Source organism: Blastococcus sp. TF02A-35, from assembly GCF_004571075.1.
Taxonomy (GTDB): domain Bacteria; phylum Actinomycetota; class Actinomycetes; order Mycobacteriales; family Geodermatophilaceae; genus Blastococcus.
In genome coordinates this window covers 1-14,310 of record NZ_SPQP01000044.1, presented here as the reverse complement: position 1 = coordinate 14,310, position 14,310 = coordinate 1, and the positions used below count along the sequence as shown (strand labels likewise).

General features: G+C 74.2%; 13 protein-coding genes, 1 tRNA gene and 1 pseudogene. 9 read left to right on the top strand and 6 right to left on the bottom strand.

Annotated elements, in window-relative coordinates; genetic code table 11:
• Positions 1–95: 95 nt before the first annotated feature.
• From E4P43_RS16910 to E4P43_RS16895, 4 genes are all read right to left on the bottom strand, one after another.
• Entirely contained in the window at positions 96–1,145 is a 1,050-nt protein-coding gene (locus E4P43_RS16910; RefSeq protein ID WP_135146614.1) for a hypothetical protein, read from the bottom strand.
• Positions 1,142–1,735 (bottom strand): RNA polymerase sigma factor, encoded by a 594-nt coding sequence (locus E4P43_RS16905; RefSeq protein WP_135146613.1) that lies wholly within the window; start codon positions 1,733–1,735, stop codon positions 1,142–1,144. The genes E4P43_RS16910 and E4P43_RS16905 overlap by 4 nt, the downstream gene beginning before the upstream one ends.
• A gap of 179 nt (positions 1,736–1,914) precedes the next feature.
• Complete coding sequence (locus E4P43_RS16900) at positions 1,915–2,271, bottom strand: hypothetical protein (protein WP_135146612.1); 357 nt, start codon at positions 2,269–2,271, stop codon at positions 1,915–1,917.
• A 93-nt stretch (positions 2,272–2,364) separates the two neighbouring features.
• On the bottom strand, positions 2,365–2,850 hold the full coding sequence (locus E4P43_RS16895) for a GNAT family N-acetyltransferase (RefSeq protein ID WP_135146611.1): 486 nt from the start codon (positions 2,848–2,850) through the stop codon (positions 2,365–2,367).
• A gap of 73 nt (positions 2,851–2,923) precedes the next feature.
• Between E4P43_RS16895 and E4P43_RS16890 the strand changes: the two genes are divergently transcribed.
• Together E4P43_RS16890 and E4P43_RS16885 are read left to right on the top strand one after the other, a co-directional pair.
• The gene (locus E4P43_RS16890; RefSeq protein WP_135146610.1) at positions 2,924–4,087 is read left to right on the top strand and encodes an acyl-CoA dehydrogenase family protein; all 1,164 of its coding nucleotides are present in this window, start codon (positions 2,924–2,926) and stop codon (positions 4,085–4,087) included.
• Between the two features lie 88 nt (positions 4,088–4,175).
• The gene (locus E4P43_RS16885; protein WP_135146609.1) at positions 4,176–4,622 is read left to right on the top strand and encodes a DUF1707 domain-containing protein; all 447 of its coding nucleotides are present in this window, start codon (positions 4,176–4,178) and stop codon (positions 4,620–4,622) included.
• Between the two features lie 55 nt (positions 4,623–4,677).
• On the opposite strand, the gene E4P43_RS16880 is transcribed toward E4P43_RS16885, so the two are convergent.
• Positions 4,678–4,760: transfer RNA gene (locus E4P43_RS16880), tRNA-Leu, on the bottom strand.
• Positions 4,761–4,935: 175 nt separating this feature from the next.
• Between E4P43_RS16880 and E4P43_RS16875 the strand changes: the two genes are divergently transcribed.
• The 7 genes from E4P43_RS16875 to pknB all read left to right on the top strand — a co-directional run bounded on the left by E4P43_RS16875 (position 4,936) and on the right by pknB (position 14,182).
• On the top strand, positions 4,936–5,772 hold the full coding sequence (locus tag E4P43_RS16875; RefSeq protein WP_135146608.1) for a DUF3662 and FHA domain-containing protein: 837 nt from the start codon (positions 4,936–4,938) through the stop codon (positions 5,770–5,772).
• A gap of 88 nt (positions 5,773–5,860) precedes the next feature.
• The gene (locus E4P43_RS16870; RefSeq protein ID WP_135146607.1) at positions 5,861–6,319 is read left to right on the top strand and encodes an FHA domain-containing protein; all 459 of its coding nucleotides are present in this window, start codon (positions 5,861–5,863) and stop codon (positions 6,317–6,319) included.
• Complete coding sequence (locus E4P43_RS16865; RefSeq protein ID WP_135146606.1) at positions 6,316–7,731, top strand: PP2C family serine/threonine-protein phosphatase; 1,416 nt, start codon at positions 6,316–6,318, stop codon at positions 7,729–7,731. The genes E4P43_RS16870 and E4P43_RS16865 overlap by 4 nt, the downstream gene beginning before the upstream one ends.
• A complete protein-coding gene (locus E4P43_RS16860; protein ID WP_135146605.1) occupies positions 7,731–9,140 on the top strand; it encodes an FtsW/RodA/SpoVE family cell cycle protein in 1,410 nt (469 codons plus the stop codon). The genes E4P43_RS16865 and E4P43_RS16860 overlap by 1 nt, the downstream gene beginning before the upstream one ends.
• A complete protein-coding gene (locus E4P43_RS16855) occupies positions 9,137–10,585 on the top strand; it encodes a penicillin-binding transpeptidase domain-containing protein (RefSeq protein WP_135146604.1) in 1,449 nt (482 codons plus the stop codon). The genes E4P43_RS16860 and E4P43_RS16855 overlap by 4 nt, the downstream gene beginning before the upstream one ends.
• A complete protein-coding gene (locus E4P43_RS16850; protein WP_135146603.1) occupies positions 10,585–12,291 on the top strand; it encodes a protein kinase in 1,707 nt (568 codons plus the stop codon). The genes E4P43_RS16855 and E4P43_RS16850 overlap by 1 nt, the downstream gene beginning before the upstream one ends.
• A 133-nt stretch (positions 12,292–12,424) precedes the next feature.
• On the top strand, positions 12,425–14,182 hold the full coding sequence (gene pknB / locus E4P43_RS16845; RefSeq protein ID WP_135146602.1) for a Stk1 family PASTA domain-containing Ser/Thr kinase: 1,758 nt from the start codon (positions 12,425–12,427) through the stop codon (positions 14,180–14,182).
• On the opposite strand, the pseudogene E4P43_RS16840 reads toward pknB, so the two are convergent.
• A pseudogene (locus tag E4P43_RS16840) lies at positions 14,179–14,310 on the bottom strand (IS481 family transposase); the annotation flags it as partial. The gene pknB and the pseudogene E4P43_RS16840 sit on opposite strands and share 4 nt — an antisense overlap.

Here is a 14,310-nt window from a genome sequence, read left to right as displayed (position 1 = left end):
CAGCTCACCACACCGCGGCCCCGTTCCCCCGGCGAGATCTGCACACCCGCCCCCATCGGGGCGCCGACAGGGGCGAGTGCGCAGATCTCGGAGGGTCAGGGGTTGTGCGTCACCTGCTCGGCGAACTGCACGACCTGCTCCTGGGTGAACGCGTCCGGCACCTGGAGGGTGAAGGTGGTCCCGTCCTCGAACTGGGCCTGCAGGTACCAGATCCGCTGGCCCAGGTACCCGGCGTCGCAGAGCACCAGCTGCGCCGGGCGCCCGTGCACGGTGACCGGCACGACCGGTCCCACCGGTCCCATCAGCTGGTCCAGCAGCTGGTCCGGCGGGACGACGTCCTCGGGGAGCGGCAGGTGCACGGTGAGCGTCTGCTGCTCGTAGGAGTCGTTCACCAGGCTGAGGACCCGGCCCATCTTGAAGGCCTGCACCGACCAGCCGGCCGGCGCCAGACCGATGTCGAGGACCGCCGGCTGCGGACGGTCGACCAGGGACTCGGCGATGGCGAGCACCCGCTCCGGTGCCCGGTAGCGGCCGTGCGCCAGCACGACCACCCACTGGTCGTCGGCCCGCTCCCACTGCAGCCGGGTGAACGAGCGGTGGCCGCAGCCGGTGGCCTGGTCGCCGGTGCACCACTCGCGGGAGTACCGGACCAGGTCGGCCTCCCGGCCGTCGACGGAGACCTCGGTGGAGGCCTCCAGGTCGAAGCCCGGCGCCCCCTCGTCGCCGATGCCCTCGGGCTCGTCCTCGGAGACGTAGAGGGTGAAGCCGTGGGCGCCGGTGGCGTCGTCGTAGGCGGCGATCGAGGCGCCGGTCCCGTCGCCGTCGAAAGCCGGCCGCAGCCCGTCGGGAACGGGGTCCGGCGTGAGCGGGAACGTCGGCATGGCGAAGTCCACCAGGGTGACGCTGTCGGCAGGCGCTCCCGGCCCGTCGGGCGCGGCGACCAGCACCGCGCCGGTCCAGGCGGCGGCCGCCGCCACCACGGCGGCACCGAGGCGGAGGACCACCCTCCGGCCCGGGCGCCGGGACCGCCGGGGAGCGGGACCGGCGATCTCGTCGAGCAGCGCGGCGCGGGCGGCCGACCGTGCGGCGGGGGTGAACGGCGGGGCCTCGGGGCCGGCCTCGCGGAGCAGCGTCAGGTCGTTCATCGGTCGTCCTCCTCGGAGGCGTCGGTCGGGAGGACGCCGCCGAGCGCGGCGCGGGTCTGGCGGCGGGCGCGGTGCAGGCGGGAGCGGACGGTGCCCACGGGCACGTCCAGGACGGCGGCGATCTCCTCGTAGCCGAGCTGGCCCCAGGCCAGCAGCAGGAGCGCGTCGCGGTCGTGCGCCTTCAGCTTCGCCAGCGCGGCCGCGAGCGGGCCGCGGAGCGCCTCGGCGTCCAGCCGGTCGGCGGAGTCGCCGGGGTCGGCGGCCTGGCCCACCGGGCGGGCCGCCTCCCGGGCGAGCGCGCGGTACCGGCGCTGCTCGGTGCGCACGTGGCCGTGCACGAGGTTGGTGGCGATCCCCAGGAGCCAGGGCCGGACCTCGACGTGGTCGGGCCGGTAGGCCGCGCGGCGGCGGAAGGCGACCAGGAAGGTCTCGCTGACCAGGTCGTCGGCCAGCTCCCCGACGCGCCGGCCGAGGTAGCGGTGCACCGTCGCCGCGTGGCGGTCGAACAGCGGCGCGAAGGCCTCGGGGTCGGCCAGCGAGCGGGCCATCAGCTCCGCGTCGGTCGGGGCGGCGCCCGGGAGCGCACGCATGCGGGGCGGCTCCGGCGGTGGACCGGCGGACCGGTGCAGCGCCGTCGGGGTCACGGAGCGGAATGATCCGGCCGCGAGCGGTGAAGTCGTCACACCCCTCCATGTCCGGAGCGGCGGATCCGGTTCACGGACGCCGGACGGGCACCGCGGCCCCCGCGCGCGGGGGCCGCGGCCGGGGCTCAGCTCCCGCAGTTCTCCTCGCCGTAGCCCTGGACGGTCTCGGCGGAGGTGGCGAACTTCTCGGCGGTCTCCTGGTCGAAGTCACCGCTCTCGACGGCCTGCTCGAAGTCGCCGTCCTCGGGGAAGTTGTCGGCCATGAACGTGGCCGCCTCCTTGACGTCGTCGCCGGCGTCGTCGGGGACGTTGTCGGCGAGCTCGTCGAAGGCGTCCTTGGCCTGGTCGACGTCCTCGTCCTCGATCTGGTCGATCGCCTCGTACTGCTCGCAGAAGTCCTCCACACCGGCCCCGCCGCAGGCGGTCAGGCTGAACGGGAGGGCGGTCGCGGCCGCGACGAGCGCGAGCTTCCGGATGCGCATGGGTGGTCCCTTCTCGGGCTGCGGCGGGACCGGGCGGGTCCACCGCGGTCGGTGGCGTCGGCACACCCTCACACACCGCCCGCGGAACCGGGTTCAGGCCGTACCCGAACCCGTCCGGCGGGTCCCCAGGTCGCGCTCGAAGAAGAGGGACCCCTCCGCGTCGGGGTCCCCGACGTAGGCGCCGAACGCCGGGACCGGCCGGTACCCCGCGCCCTCGTAGAGGCCCAGCGCCTCCGGCTGCAGGGGGCCGGTCTCCAGCCGCAGCGTCGTCCACCCCCGGTCCCGCGCCGTCGCCTCCAGCGCCGCGAGGACCGCCTTGGAGATCCCTCGCCCCCGCGCGGCCGGGACGACGTACATCCGCTTGACCTCCGCCACCCCGCCGCCGAGGTCGCGCAGCGCCCCGCAGCCCAGCGGCGTGCCGTCGTCGTCACGCGCGACCAGGACGACGGAGATGTCCGCGGCCGAGGGGTGGGCACCCGGCTCCTCCTTGCCGCCGTACCGGGCCCGGACCTCCTCCTGCTGGTCGTCGGTCAGGCGGCGGACGTCGGCGTCGTCCCAGGCGGCGGGCTCGATGATCACGGACCGATCCTCACAGGGGGCCTGGCCCCGGCCGCGGGTACGGTCCGGCGGGAACCCACCGCGAAGGAGCACCGTGCCGGTCGACCGCGAACTGCCCACCCCCGAGGCCGCCGACCTGCTGGCCCTCACGCGCGAGATCGCCGATGCCGAGCTCGCGCCGAAGGCGGCGGCCTCCGAGCGCGAGGAGCGCTTTCCGCGGGAGGTCTTCCGGACCCTCGGCGAGGCCGGGCTGCTCGGCCTGCCATTCGCCGAGGAGGTCGGTGGCGGCGGCCAGCCCTACGCGGTCTACCTGCAGGTGGTCGAGGAGCTCGCCGCCCGGTGGGCCAGCGTGGCGCTCGGGGTGAGCGTGCACACGCTGGCCTGCTCCCCCATCGCCACCTACGGCACCGAGGCGCAGCGGCGCGACCTGCTGCCGGAGATGGTCGGGGGCACCCTGCTCGGGGCCTACTCGCTCTCCGAGGCCCATGCCGGCTCCGACGTCGCCGCCATGCGGGCCTCGGCCACGCGGACCGACGACGGGTGGGTCGCCCGTGGCGAGAAGGCGTGGGTCACCCACGGCGGGCACGCCGACTTCTACTCGACGTTCCTGCGCACCCCCGACGACGGGCCGAGGGGCATCTCCTGCTTCCACGTCACCCCGGACCTGGCCGGCTTCAGCGCCGCGAGGCCCGAGGAGAAGATGGGCCTGACCGGCTCCACGACCTCGGCGATCCGGTTCGACGACGTCGCGATCCCGGAAGGCCGGCTGGTCGGCGAGCCGGGCAGGGGCATGGCGATCGCCCTCGGCGCGCTCGACTCCGGCCGGCTGGGGGTCAGCGCCGTCGCCGTCGGGCTCGCGCAGTCGGCGCTCGACGTCGCCGTCCGGTACGCCGTGGAGCGGGAGGCCTTCGGCCGGCCGATCGCCGAGCACCAGGGGGTCTCGTTCCTGCTGGCCGACATGGCCGCCGCGGTCGAGTCCGCACGGGCCACGTACCTGGTGGCCGCCCGGCGCAAGGACGCCGGCAAGCCGTTCTCCCGACAGGCCAGCATCGCCAAGCTGGTCGCCACCGACGCCGCGATGAAGGTCACCACCGACGCCGTCCAGGTGCTCGGGGGCGCCGGCTACACCCGGGACCACCCGGCGGAGCGCTACATGCGCGAGGCCAAGGTCATGCAGATCTTCGAGGGGACCAACCAGATCCAGCGCATGGTGATCGGTCGGCACCTCACCGCGGAGGCCGTGCCGCCGGCCGGCTGAGGCGGGGTTCCACGTGGAACCCGCCGGGGGATGGACCCGGCCCGCTCCGCGCACGAGACTGGACCTCCTACCGCACCAGGAGAGCCCCATGCCGGAACCGCACCTGCGCGCCGCCGACGCCGACCGCACCGCCGTGGCGACCGCCCTCGGCGAGCACATGGCCGCGGGCCGGCTCACCGTGGCCGAGTACGAGGAGCGGCTGGAACGCGCGTACGCGGCCAGGACCTACGGCGAGCTCGCGGTGCTGACCGACGACCTGCCGCCCGCCGGCCTCCCGGCGGTACCGGCCCCCGCGCCCGCGCCGTCGCCGGCCCGATGGCACGGCGCGGACGCCGCGGCCTGGCGGTCCTGGGCGAGCACCGCGCTCATCGTGACCGCCATCTGGGCCGTCACCGCGCTCGCCAACTGGGAGCTCCTGTACTTCTGGCCGGCGTGGGTCATCGGGCCGTGGGGCGCGGTCCTGGTCGCCCAGATGTTCTTCGGGGACGACGACGGGACCGACGACGGTCCCGCACGAGCGCTGCACGGCCGCTGAGCCACCCGGCCCCGGGAACGACGAAGGGCTCCCCGGAGGGAGCCCTTCGACCCGGTGGGCAAGGGGGGAGTTGAACCCCCACGTCCTTTCGGACACACGGACCTGAACCGTGCGCGTCTGCCATTCCGCCACTTGCCCTGGCGAGGGAAGACAGTAGCAGCCGCAAGCCGTACCCCGAGCGGGGGGTCCGTCGTTGCCCTGTCCCGGGAGGACGTGCGGGGAGTCGCGGCTCGCCGGGGAGTCAGCCGCGTCCCACCCGGCTACGATCACGGGTGGCACAGCGGGAACCTCGACCGAGCGCAAAGGAGCGACTGTGGGTGTGCTGCAGCGCTTCGAGCGCCGGCTCGAAGGCATGGTGGGACTGGCGTTCGCCCGGATCTTCAAGGGCAAGGTGCACCCCGCCGAGATCGCCAAGGCGCTCCAGCGCGAGGCCGACGAGCAGCGCTCCGTCCTCGGCGAGGGCCGCGTGCTGGCCCCGAACGTCTACGTCGTCCGGCTGGGCGAGACCGACTTCGAGCACCTCGGGCAGTGGTCCGACCAGCTCGCCGGCGAGCTCGCCGACATGGTCACCGAGCACATCGACGACGAGGGCTACCAGGTCTTCGACAAGGTCACCGTGCACCTCGAGCAGGACGACGAGCTGACCACCGGCGTCTTCGAGGTCAGCTCGCACGTCGCCGACCCCGCGCGGCCCGCGCCCCGGCCCGGCGTCGCCCCGATGGCCTCCGCGCCCGTCGCCGGCCCGCCCGGGGTGCCGCCCCTCCCGCCGCTGCCCGCCCTCCCCCCGCTGCGGGGACGCGGCGCCACCGACACCGGCAAGCAGGGGCCGTCGATGGTCGGCCGCGCCGGCTCGCGGAGCACCACGACCCACGCGCTCGTCGTGGACGGCCCCGGCACCCGCCACGAGCTGACGACCGGGCGCAACGTCATCGGCCGCGGCACCGAGGCCGACATCCGCCTGCCCGACACCGGGGTGAGCCGCAAGCACGTCGACGTCGTCCTCGAGGGCGGCGTCGCCACGGTCGAGGACCTCGGCTCCACCAACGGCACGCTCGTCAACGGGCGCCGCATCACCCGCCACGCGCTCAGCGACGGCGACGTCATCCGCATCGGCCACTCGGTCCTGGTCTACCGGCAGGACGGCGCGTGAGCCGACCTCCACGCTCGCGGCGGCACCCGGCAGGCCAGGACCTCCGCCCCGCCTCCGCCGGTCGCGCCCCGGCCGGGACGGTGGCCCGGTGAGCGAACTGGTGCTGCAGATCTTCCGCTTCGGGTTCCTGCTCCTGCTCTGGCTGTTCATCTTCGCCGCGTTCCGCGTGGTGCGCGCCGACCTGTTCGGCGGCCGCACCGGGCGCGTCTCCTCGGTGCCGCCGCGCGCGGCGTCGCCGAAGAAGCGCGGCCACCGCGGCCCGCGGTCCCTCGTCGTCACGGCCGGCCCGCTCTCCGGGACCAAGATCACGCTGGGTGACCAGCCGATCCTCATCGGCCGCGCCGACGACTCCACCCTGGTCCTCACCGACGACTTCGCCAGCTCCCGGCACGCGCGGCTCACCAACCGTGGTGGACAGTGGTACGTCGAGGACCTCGGTTCCACCAATGGCACCTACCTCGACCAGCAGCGCGTGCAGGGTCCGCTGCTGGTCGCCCCCGGCCAGCCGATCCGTATCGGCCAGACCGCACTGGAGCTGCGTTCGTGACGCTGGTTCTCCGCTATGCCGCGCGTTCCGACCGCGGCCTCATCCGCGGCAACAACCAGGACTCGGTGTACGCCGGGCCCCGGCTGCTGGCCGTGGCCGACGGCATGGGCGGCCACGCCGCCGGTGACGTCGCGAGCAAGGTCGTGATCGCCGCGCTCGAGCACCTCGACGACGACGCGCCGTCGGGCGACATGCTGCAGGCCCTGCGCTCCGCCGTCTTCGAGGGCAGCGAGCACCTGCGCGAGGTGATCCGCGAGTCCCCGCAGCTGGAGGGCATGGGCACCACGCTCACCGCGATCCTCTTCGCCGGTGGCCGGCTCGCGCTCTGCCACGTCGGCGACTCGCGCGCCTACCTGCTCCGCGACGGCCAGTTCACGCAGATCACGCACGACGACACCTTCGTGCAGACGCTGATCGACGACGGCCGGATCACCGCCGAGGAGGCCAACCACCACCCCCAGCGGTCGCTGCTGCTGCGGGCGCTGAACGGCCAGGAGGTCGAGCCGGACCTCTCCATGCGCGAGGCGCGGGCCGGAGACCGCTACCTGCTCTGCTCCGACGGGCTCTCCGGCGTGGTCAGCGAGGAGACCCTGGCCGAGGCGCTGCAGGACCCCGACCCGCAGGCCACCGCCGACCGGCTCATCGAGCTCGCGCTGCGCAGCGGTGGCCCGGACAACATCACCGTGATCGTCGCCGACGTCATCGAGGACACCGGCGGGGGCGGCCGGCTCGACCCGGTCGTCGACGGCGCCGCCGGCGACAACATCGGCCAGCGGCAGGTCGACAGCCGCTCGGCCGCCGGCCGCGCCGCGCTCGCCGACCCCGCTCCCTCGCCCCCACCGGCACCCACGCTGCCGACGGGCGGCGGCCCCTCCGCCCGCCGCCGCCCGCTACGCGTCCTCCTGGTGGCGGGGGCCCTCCTCACCGTTCTGGTGGCGGGGGCGATCGGTACGTACGTGTGGGCCCTCAACCACTGGTTCGTGGGCGTCGAGGGCAGCGGGGAGACCGAGGAGGTCGCGGTCTTCCGCGGTCTCGACGTCTCCGTGCTCGGCCTGGACCTCTACCGGCTCGACCGGGGCACCGACCTCGCCGTCTCCGACCTGACGCCGGCCGCGCGCAACCGCGTGCGGGACGGCATCACCGCCGACGACTCCGGCCACGCCGACCGCATCCTCGAGGCGCTGCACGACCAGCGGCTGCCGCTGTGCCGCACCTCCGCCCCGGGTACGGCCGGCGCCACGGCCACGCCTGCCCTGCCGCAGGAGCCCTCGCCCACCGCTCCGCAGGAGCCGGTCCCCGGCGACCCGGCCCTCACCACGACCCCGGCCCCCGCGGAGACGACGACCCCGTCGTCGTCGGCCCGGACGACCACGTCGTCCGAGCCGGGGGTGAACTGCCGGGAGGCAGGCTGATGCCCGGGCCGCTCACCGACCCCCGCGGCACGGCCGCCGGGGCGACCCCCACCCGGCGCGGCACCGAGGCGGCGCTGCTGGCCTTCGCCGTCGTCATCACCGTCGTCGCGCAGATCATGGTCGACCTCACCGTCACCGGGTCCCTGCGGCCGGAGATGGCCGGCTTCAGCGTCTGGATCACCGCCCTGTGGGTGGTCGCGCACCTCGTGGTCCGCAAGTGGGCGTCCTACGCCGACCCGCTGCTGCTGCCCGCGGTGGCGCTCCTCGTCGGCCTCGGGCTGACCGTCATCCACCGGCTCGACCTCGCCGCCGAGCAGGTCGGCAGCACCGTGACCCGCGAGGACGCCCCGGTGCAGCTCATCTGGGCCACCCTGGGCGTCGCGCTGTTCGTCGGCTTCCTGGTGGCCGTGCGCGACCACCGGTCCCTCGCCCGGTTCGCCTACACCCTGGCGCTGGTCGGCATCGTGCTGCTGGCCCTGCCGGCCGTCCTGCCGGCGTCCATGTCCGAGGTCAACGGGGCCAAGATCTGGATCCGGGTCGCGGGCTTCTCCATCCAGCCCGGCGAGTTCGCCAAGCTCTGCCTGATCGTCTTCTTCGCCGCCTACCTCGAGGACAAGCGCGACGTCCTGGCCCTGGCCAGCCGCAAGGTCGCCGGGCTCGAGCTGCCGCGCGGACGCGACCTCGGCCCGGTGCTCCTGGCCTGGGTGCTGTCGATCCTGGTGCTGGTCTTCGAGCGCGACCTGGGCAGCTCGCTGCTGCTCTTCGGCATCTTCGTGGTGATGCTCTACGTCGCCACCGAGCGCGCCAGCTGGCTGTTCATCGGCCTCGGGCTGTTCGCCGGCGGGGCGCTCATCGCCTACCAGATCTTCGCGCACGTCCAGGCCCGCGTGGACACCTGGCTCTCGCCGTCGGACTACTACGACGGTGCCGGCTACCAGGTCATGCAGTCCCTGTTCGGCCTCGGCACCGGTGGCCTCTTCGGCGCCGGGCTGGGCGGCGGCCGCCCCGACCAGGTCCCGGTGGCCAAGAGCGACTTCATCGCCTCGGCGGTCGGCGAGGAGCTGGGCCTCTTCGGCCTCGTCGCGGTGATCATCGTCTACCTCGTGCTCGTCGAGCGCGGGCTGCGGACCTCGCTGGTCGTCCGCGACGCCTTCGGCAAGCTGCTCGCCGCGGGCCTGGCCTTCGCCATCGCCTGGCAGGTCTTCGTGGTGCTGGGCGGGGTCACCGGGCTGCTCCCCCTGACCGGCCTGACCACGCCGTTCCTCGCCTACGGCGGGTCCTCGCTGGTGGCCAACTTCGTGCTCGTGGCGATGCTGGTGCGCATCAGCGACGCCGCCCGCCGGCCGGTCACCCCGCAGGCCGCCCCCGTCCGGCTCGGCGACGCCCCGACGGAGGTGGTGACGCCGTGAACGCGCCCCTGCGCCGGGTGGCGATCAGCGTGCTCGTGCTGTTCACGCTCCTGATCGTCAACGTGAACATCATCCAGGTGGTGCGCTCCGACGAGCTGCGCGACGACCAGCGCAACACCCGCGTGCTGGCCGAGGAGTACGACCGCGAGCGCGGCTCGATCGTCGTCGCCGGCAACGAGATCGCCGTCTCGGTCCCGACCGAGGACCGGCTGGAGTACCTCAGGACGTATCCGGAGGGGCCGTTGTACGCGCCGGTCACCGGGTACTACTCGCTGGTGTACGGCAACACCGCCCTCGAGGACGCCGAGAACGACGTGCTCTCCGGCGAGGACGACCGCCTGTTCGTCCGGCGCATCGCGGACCTGTTCACCGGCCGCGACCCCGCGGGTGGCGACGTCGTCCTGACCCTGGACCCCGCGGTCCAGCAGGCGGCGATGGCCGGCCTGGAGGGCGTGACCGGAGCCGTGGTGGCCCTGGACCCCACGACCGGCGCGATCCTCGGCATGGCGAGCACGCCGTCCTACGACCCGGCGCAGCTGTCCAGCCACGACCCCGAGGGCATCCGCACCTACATGGAGCAGATCACCGCCGGGGACGGCCCCGACCCGCGGGTGAACCGCGCGATCGCCGACAACTACCCGCCGGGGTCGCTGTTCAAGGTCATCGTCTCGGCCGCCGCGCTGGAGGAGGGCTACGCGCCCGACACCGTCGTGCCCGCCCCGGACATCATGACCCTGCCGCAGACCACCCAGCAGCTGCGGAACTTCAACAACTCCAGCTGCAGCCCCAGCCAGGAGCAGCCGCTGATCGACGCCCTGACGATCTCCTGCAACACCGCCTTCGCCCAGCTCGGCATCGACCTCGGCGAGGACAAGATCCGGGAGAAGGCCGAGGCGTTCGGCCTGGACGACGAGCGGATGGAGATCCCGCTGCCGGTCGCGGGCAGCCACGTCGGCGAGATCGAGAGCGACGCGGCGCTGGGCCAGACCTCCATCGGCCAGCGGGACGTCCGCATGACCGTCCTGCAGGCGGCCATGGTGGCCGCCACCGTCGCCAACGACGGCGTGCAGATGAAGCCCTACCTGGTCGACCAGCTGCTCGCGCCGGACCTCTCGGTCATCGACGAGACCGACCCGGAGGAGCTCCGCGAGCCGATCTCCGCGCAGGTCGCCGACCAGCTCACCGAGATGATGACCAGCGTCGTCGCCCGCGGCTCCGGCCGCGCGGCCCGCATCCAGGGCATGGAGGTCGCCGGCAAGACCGGCACCGCCCAGGTGCGCGAGGACCTGCCCGACCACAACTGGTTCATGGGGTTCGCCCCCGCGGACGACCCGAAGATCGCCGTGGCCGTGTTCGTGGCCAACGGTGGGGGTACCGGTGGCGACACCTCCGCACCGATCGCCCGCCAGGTGATGCAGGCGTACTTCGAGGGGCAGGGCGGCTGATGGCACTGGGCATCGGGAGCCTGCTGGCCGGGCGCTACGAGATCACCGCGCCCATCGCGACCGGCGGCATGGGCGAGGTGTGGAAGGCGCGCGACCAGGTGCTGGACCGCATCGTCGCGGCCAAGGTGCTCAAGACCGAGTACACCAACGACCCGAGCTTCCTCGCCCGCTTCCGCAACGAGGCCCGCCACACCGCGGCGCTGTCGCACCCCAACATCGCCTCGGTCTACGACTACGGCGAGACCACCGACGACAGCGGCCAGCAGACGCTGGCGTTCCTCGTCATGGAGTTCGTCGAGGGCCAGCCGCTGGTGACGATCCTCCACGAGGAGGGCCGGCTGCCGGTCGACTGGACGCTGCACGTGCTCGGCCAGTCCGCCGACGGCCTCTCCGCCGCGCACCGCGCCGGGGTCGTGCACCGTGACATCAAGCCGGGCAACCTGATCGTCCGCCCGGACGGCGTCGTGAAGCTCACCGACTTCGGCATCGCCCAGGCCCGCGACGCCGCCCCGCTGACCCGCACCGGCATGGTCGTGGGCACCGCCCAGTACCTCTCCCCCGAGCAGGCGCAGGGCATGGAGGTCACCTCCGCCTCCGACGTCTACTCGCTGGGCGTCGTCGGCTACGAGTGCCTGGCGGGCGTGCGGCCGTTCGACGGCGCCTCGCAGGTCGCGATCGCGCTGGCGCACATCAACCGGCCCCCGCCCCCGCTGCCCGGCGACATCCCGCCGGCGGTCCGCCTGCTGATCGACCGGGCGCTGGCCAAGGACGCCGCCGACCGGTTCCCCGACGGCGCCGCCTTCGCCGAGGCCGTCCGGCGGGTCGCCGCGGGCGGGACCGTCGCGCCGGCTGCCTCCGCCGTGGCCACCTCGGTGGTCGCGCCGGCCACCGCGCCGACGCAGGTCGTCGACGTCGCCGCCGACGGGCGCACCCAGGTCTTCGCCACGCCGGCCGCCGGGATGCCCGCCGTCTCGCCCGCCACCGGCGGCCGTCCGCTGCCCCCGCTGCACGCGCGGCCCGCCGACGAGGACGACGACTGGCTGCCGGAGGAGGAGCCGCCGGCCCGGCGTCGGCGCTGGCTGTGGCCGGTCGCCGCGCTGGTCCTGCTGCTCCTGGTCGGCGCCGTCACCTGGGTGCTCCTGTCCGGAGACCGCGAGGACGGCCGGTCGAACGCCGACCCGACCCCCACCGCACCGACCACGAGCGCCGGGCCCACCGGCATGTTCCTCGACCCCGAGCAGTTCGTCGGCCGCGACGCCGCGTCCGCCGAGCGCATCCTCCGGGAAGCCGGGCTGGTCCCGGTCCAGGAGGCCGCGGGCAGCAGCATCCTCGAGGACGTCGACCAGCCGCTCGACGCCGGCGACGTCGCGGCGATCGACCCCGCGGACCGCGCGGCGGCGCCCGGCGAGGAGGTCACGCTCTTCGTCACCGAGGAGGCGTGGGACCCCGAGGCCGAGGAGGACGAGGAGCCCACCCAGGCCCCCCGGACGACGACGCCGGCCCCCGCGCCGACCACCACCACGCCGCCGCCGACGACGGCTCCCAGCACGACCACCGCGACGACCACCACCGCGACCACGACGGCCGGTGGCACGCCCGCCCCGACCACGCCGGAGCAGCCGCCCGGCGACGTCGGGGAGCCGACCGAGCCGGCAGCCGCTGGCCCGCCGGGCGACTCACCGAGTTCAGCGGGTGACAGCCGGTGAGATCACAGGAGTTCGCTTCCCCGGATCCTGGACGCCCGGCGGCTAGGCTCGCCGACGGCCCCCAGCCCGTGGCCGCCTCCGTCCTGGCGCGCCCGTCGCGGAGCGCGCGCAGAACCGCCCGAGAGGATCGTCGATGACCACGCCGCAGGTGCTCGGCGATCGCTACGAGATCGGCGGGGTCCTGGGCCGCGGCGGCATGGCCGAGGTCCACCACGGACGCGACCTGCGCCTGGGCCGGGAGGTCGCGGTCAAGGTGCTGCGCAGCGACCTCGCCCGGGACCCGTCCTTCCAGGTGCGCTTCCGCCGGGAGGCGCAGGCCTCGGCCTCGCTGAACCACCCGGCCATCGTCGCCGTGTACGACACCGGCGAGGACCGCACGCCGCTGGGCGCGACGCCCTACATCGTCATGGAGTACGTCGAGGGCGAGACCCTGCGCGACGTCCTGCGCCGCGAGGGCCCGCTGCCGGTCGAGCGGGCCATGAGCCTGGCCGCCGACATCTGCGGCGCCCTGGACTTCAGCCACCGCAACGGCATCGTGCACCGGGACGTGAAGCCCGGGAACGTGATGATCACGCCGCAGGGCACGGTGAAGGTGATGGACTTCGGCATCGCCCGCGCGGTGTCGGACTCGGCGGCCACGATGACCTCCACCGCCGCGGTGATAGGGACCGCCCAGTACCTCTCCCCCGAGCAGGCCCGCGGCGAGGGCGTCGACGCCCGCTCCGACGTCTACTCGATGGGCTGCCTGCTCTACGAGCTCGTGACCGGTGCGCCGCCCTTCACCGGCGACTCCCCGGTCTCGGTGGCCTACCAGCACGTGCGTGAGGACCCGCGGCTCCCCTCGTCGATCAACCCGGACGTGCCGCCGGAGCTCGACTCCATCCTGCTCAAGGCCATGAGCAAGAACCCGGCGAACCGGTACCAGTCGGCCGCCGACATGCGCAACGACCTGCTCCGGGCCCTCGCGGGCCAGCGGGTCGAGGCCACCCCCGTGATGGGCGAGGACGAGAAGACCGCCATCATCGGCGCCCCGGTCGGCGGCTACGGCAGGTACGGCGACGACCACTGGGACGACGAGGAGGACCAGGCGCGGCGCCGCAAGCGCCGGGTCATCGCGATCGTCTCGGTCGTCGCGCTGCTGCTCCTCGGCGGCGCGATCGCCCTGGCGGTCAGCATGGGCGGCGGGAACGACGACAAGGACCCGGTCGCGCAGGTCGAGGTGCCGCCGGTGGCCGGCCTCTCCGAGGCCGACGCGCGCAGCCAGATCGAGGCGGCCGGCCTCGTCGTCGACGAGGTGACCCCGGAGGCCAGCCCGACGGTGCCCGAGGGCAGCGTCGTCGAGAGCCTCCCGGCCACCGGCGCCCGCGTCGACGAGGGGTCCGAGGTCGACCTCGTCGTCAGCTCCGGGCCGGACACGATCCTGATCCCGGCGGTCGAGGGGCTGACCGAGGAGCAGGCGCGGGCCAACCTGGAGCAGGCCGGCTTCACCAACGTCTCCACCCGGCCGTTCGACTCGGTCGAGGTCGACGAGGGCCGGGTCGTCTCGGTGAACCCCGCCCAGAACACCCAGGCCGGCCGGAACCAGGCCATCACGCTGAACATCTCCACCGGCACCATCGAGATGCCCGACGTGGTGAACCAGACCCTGCAGCAGGCCCGCGCCACGCTCCAGGAGCTGGGCTTCGGCACCGGGCAGATCGAGGTGCAGAGCGCCGAGCGGGACGACGTCCCGGCGGACACCGTCGTGGAGTCCGACCCGGCCGCGGGCCGCGACGTGGGCGCCGACGACCTCATCACGCTCGTGGTGGCCGTCCCGACGCCTCCGGACGAGCCGGCGCCCAGCACCGCGCCGACCACGACCCCGACGACGACGGCCACGCCGACGCCCTAGGTGTAGTGACCAGGTAGGTCGTTGACGCGGCTGATCGGTGATTGGCCGTCGAGTGCGGTGTGGCTGCGGTGGTGGTTGTAAGTGTGCAGCCAGCCGGGGAGCACGTCGGCTCGTTCGCGGCTGGAGTT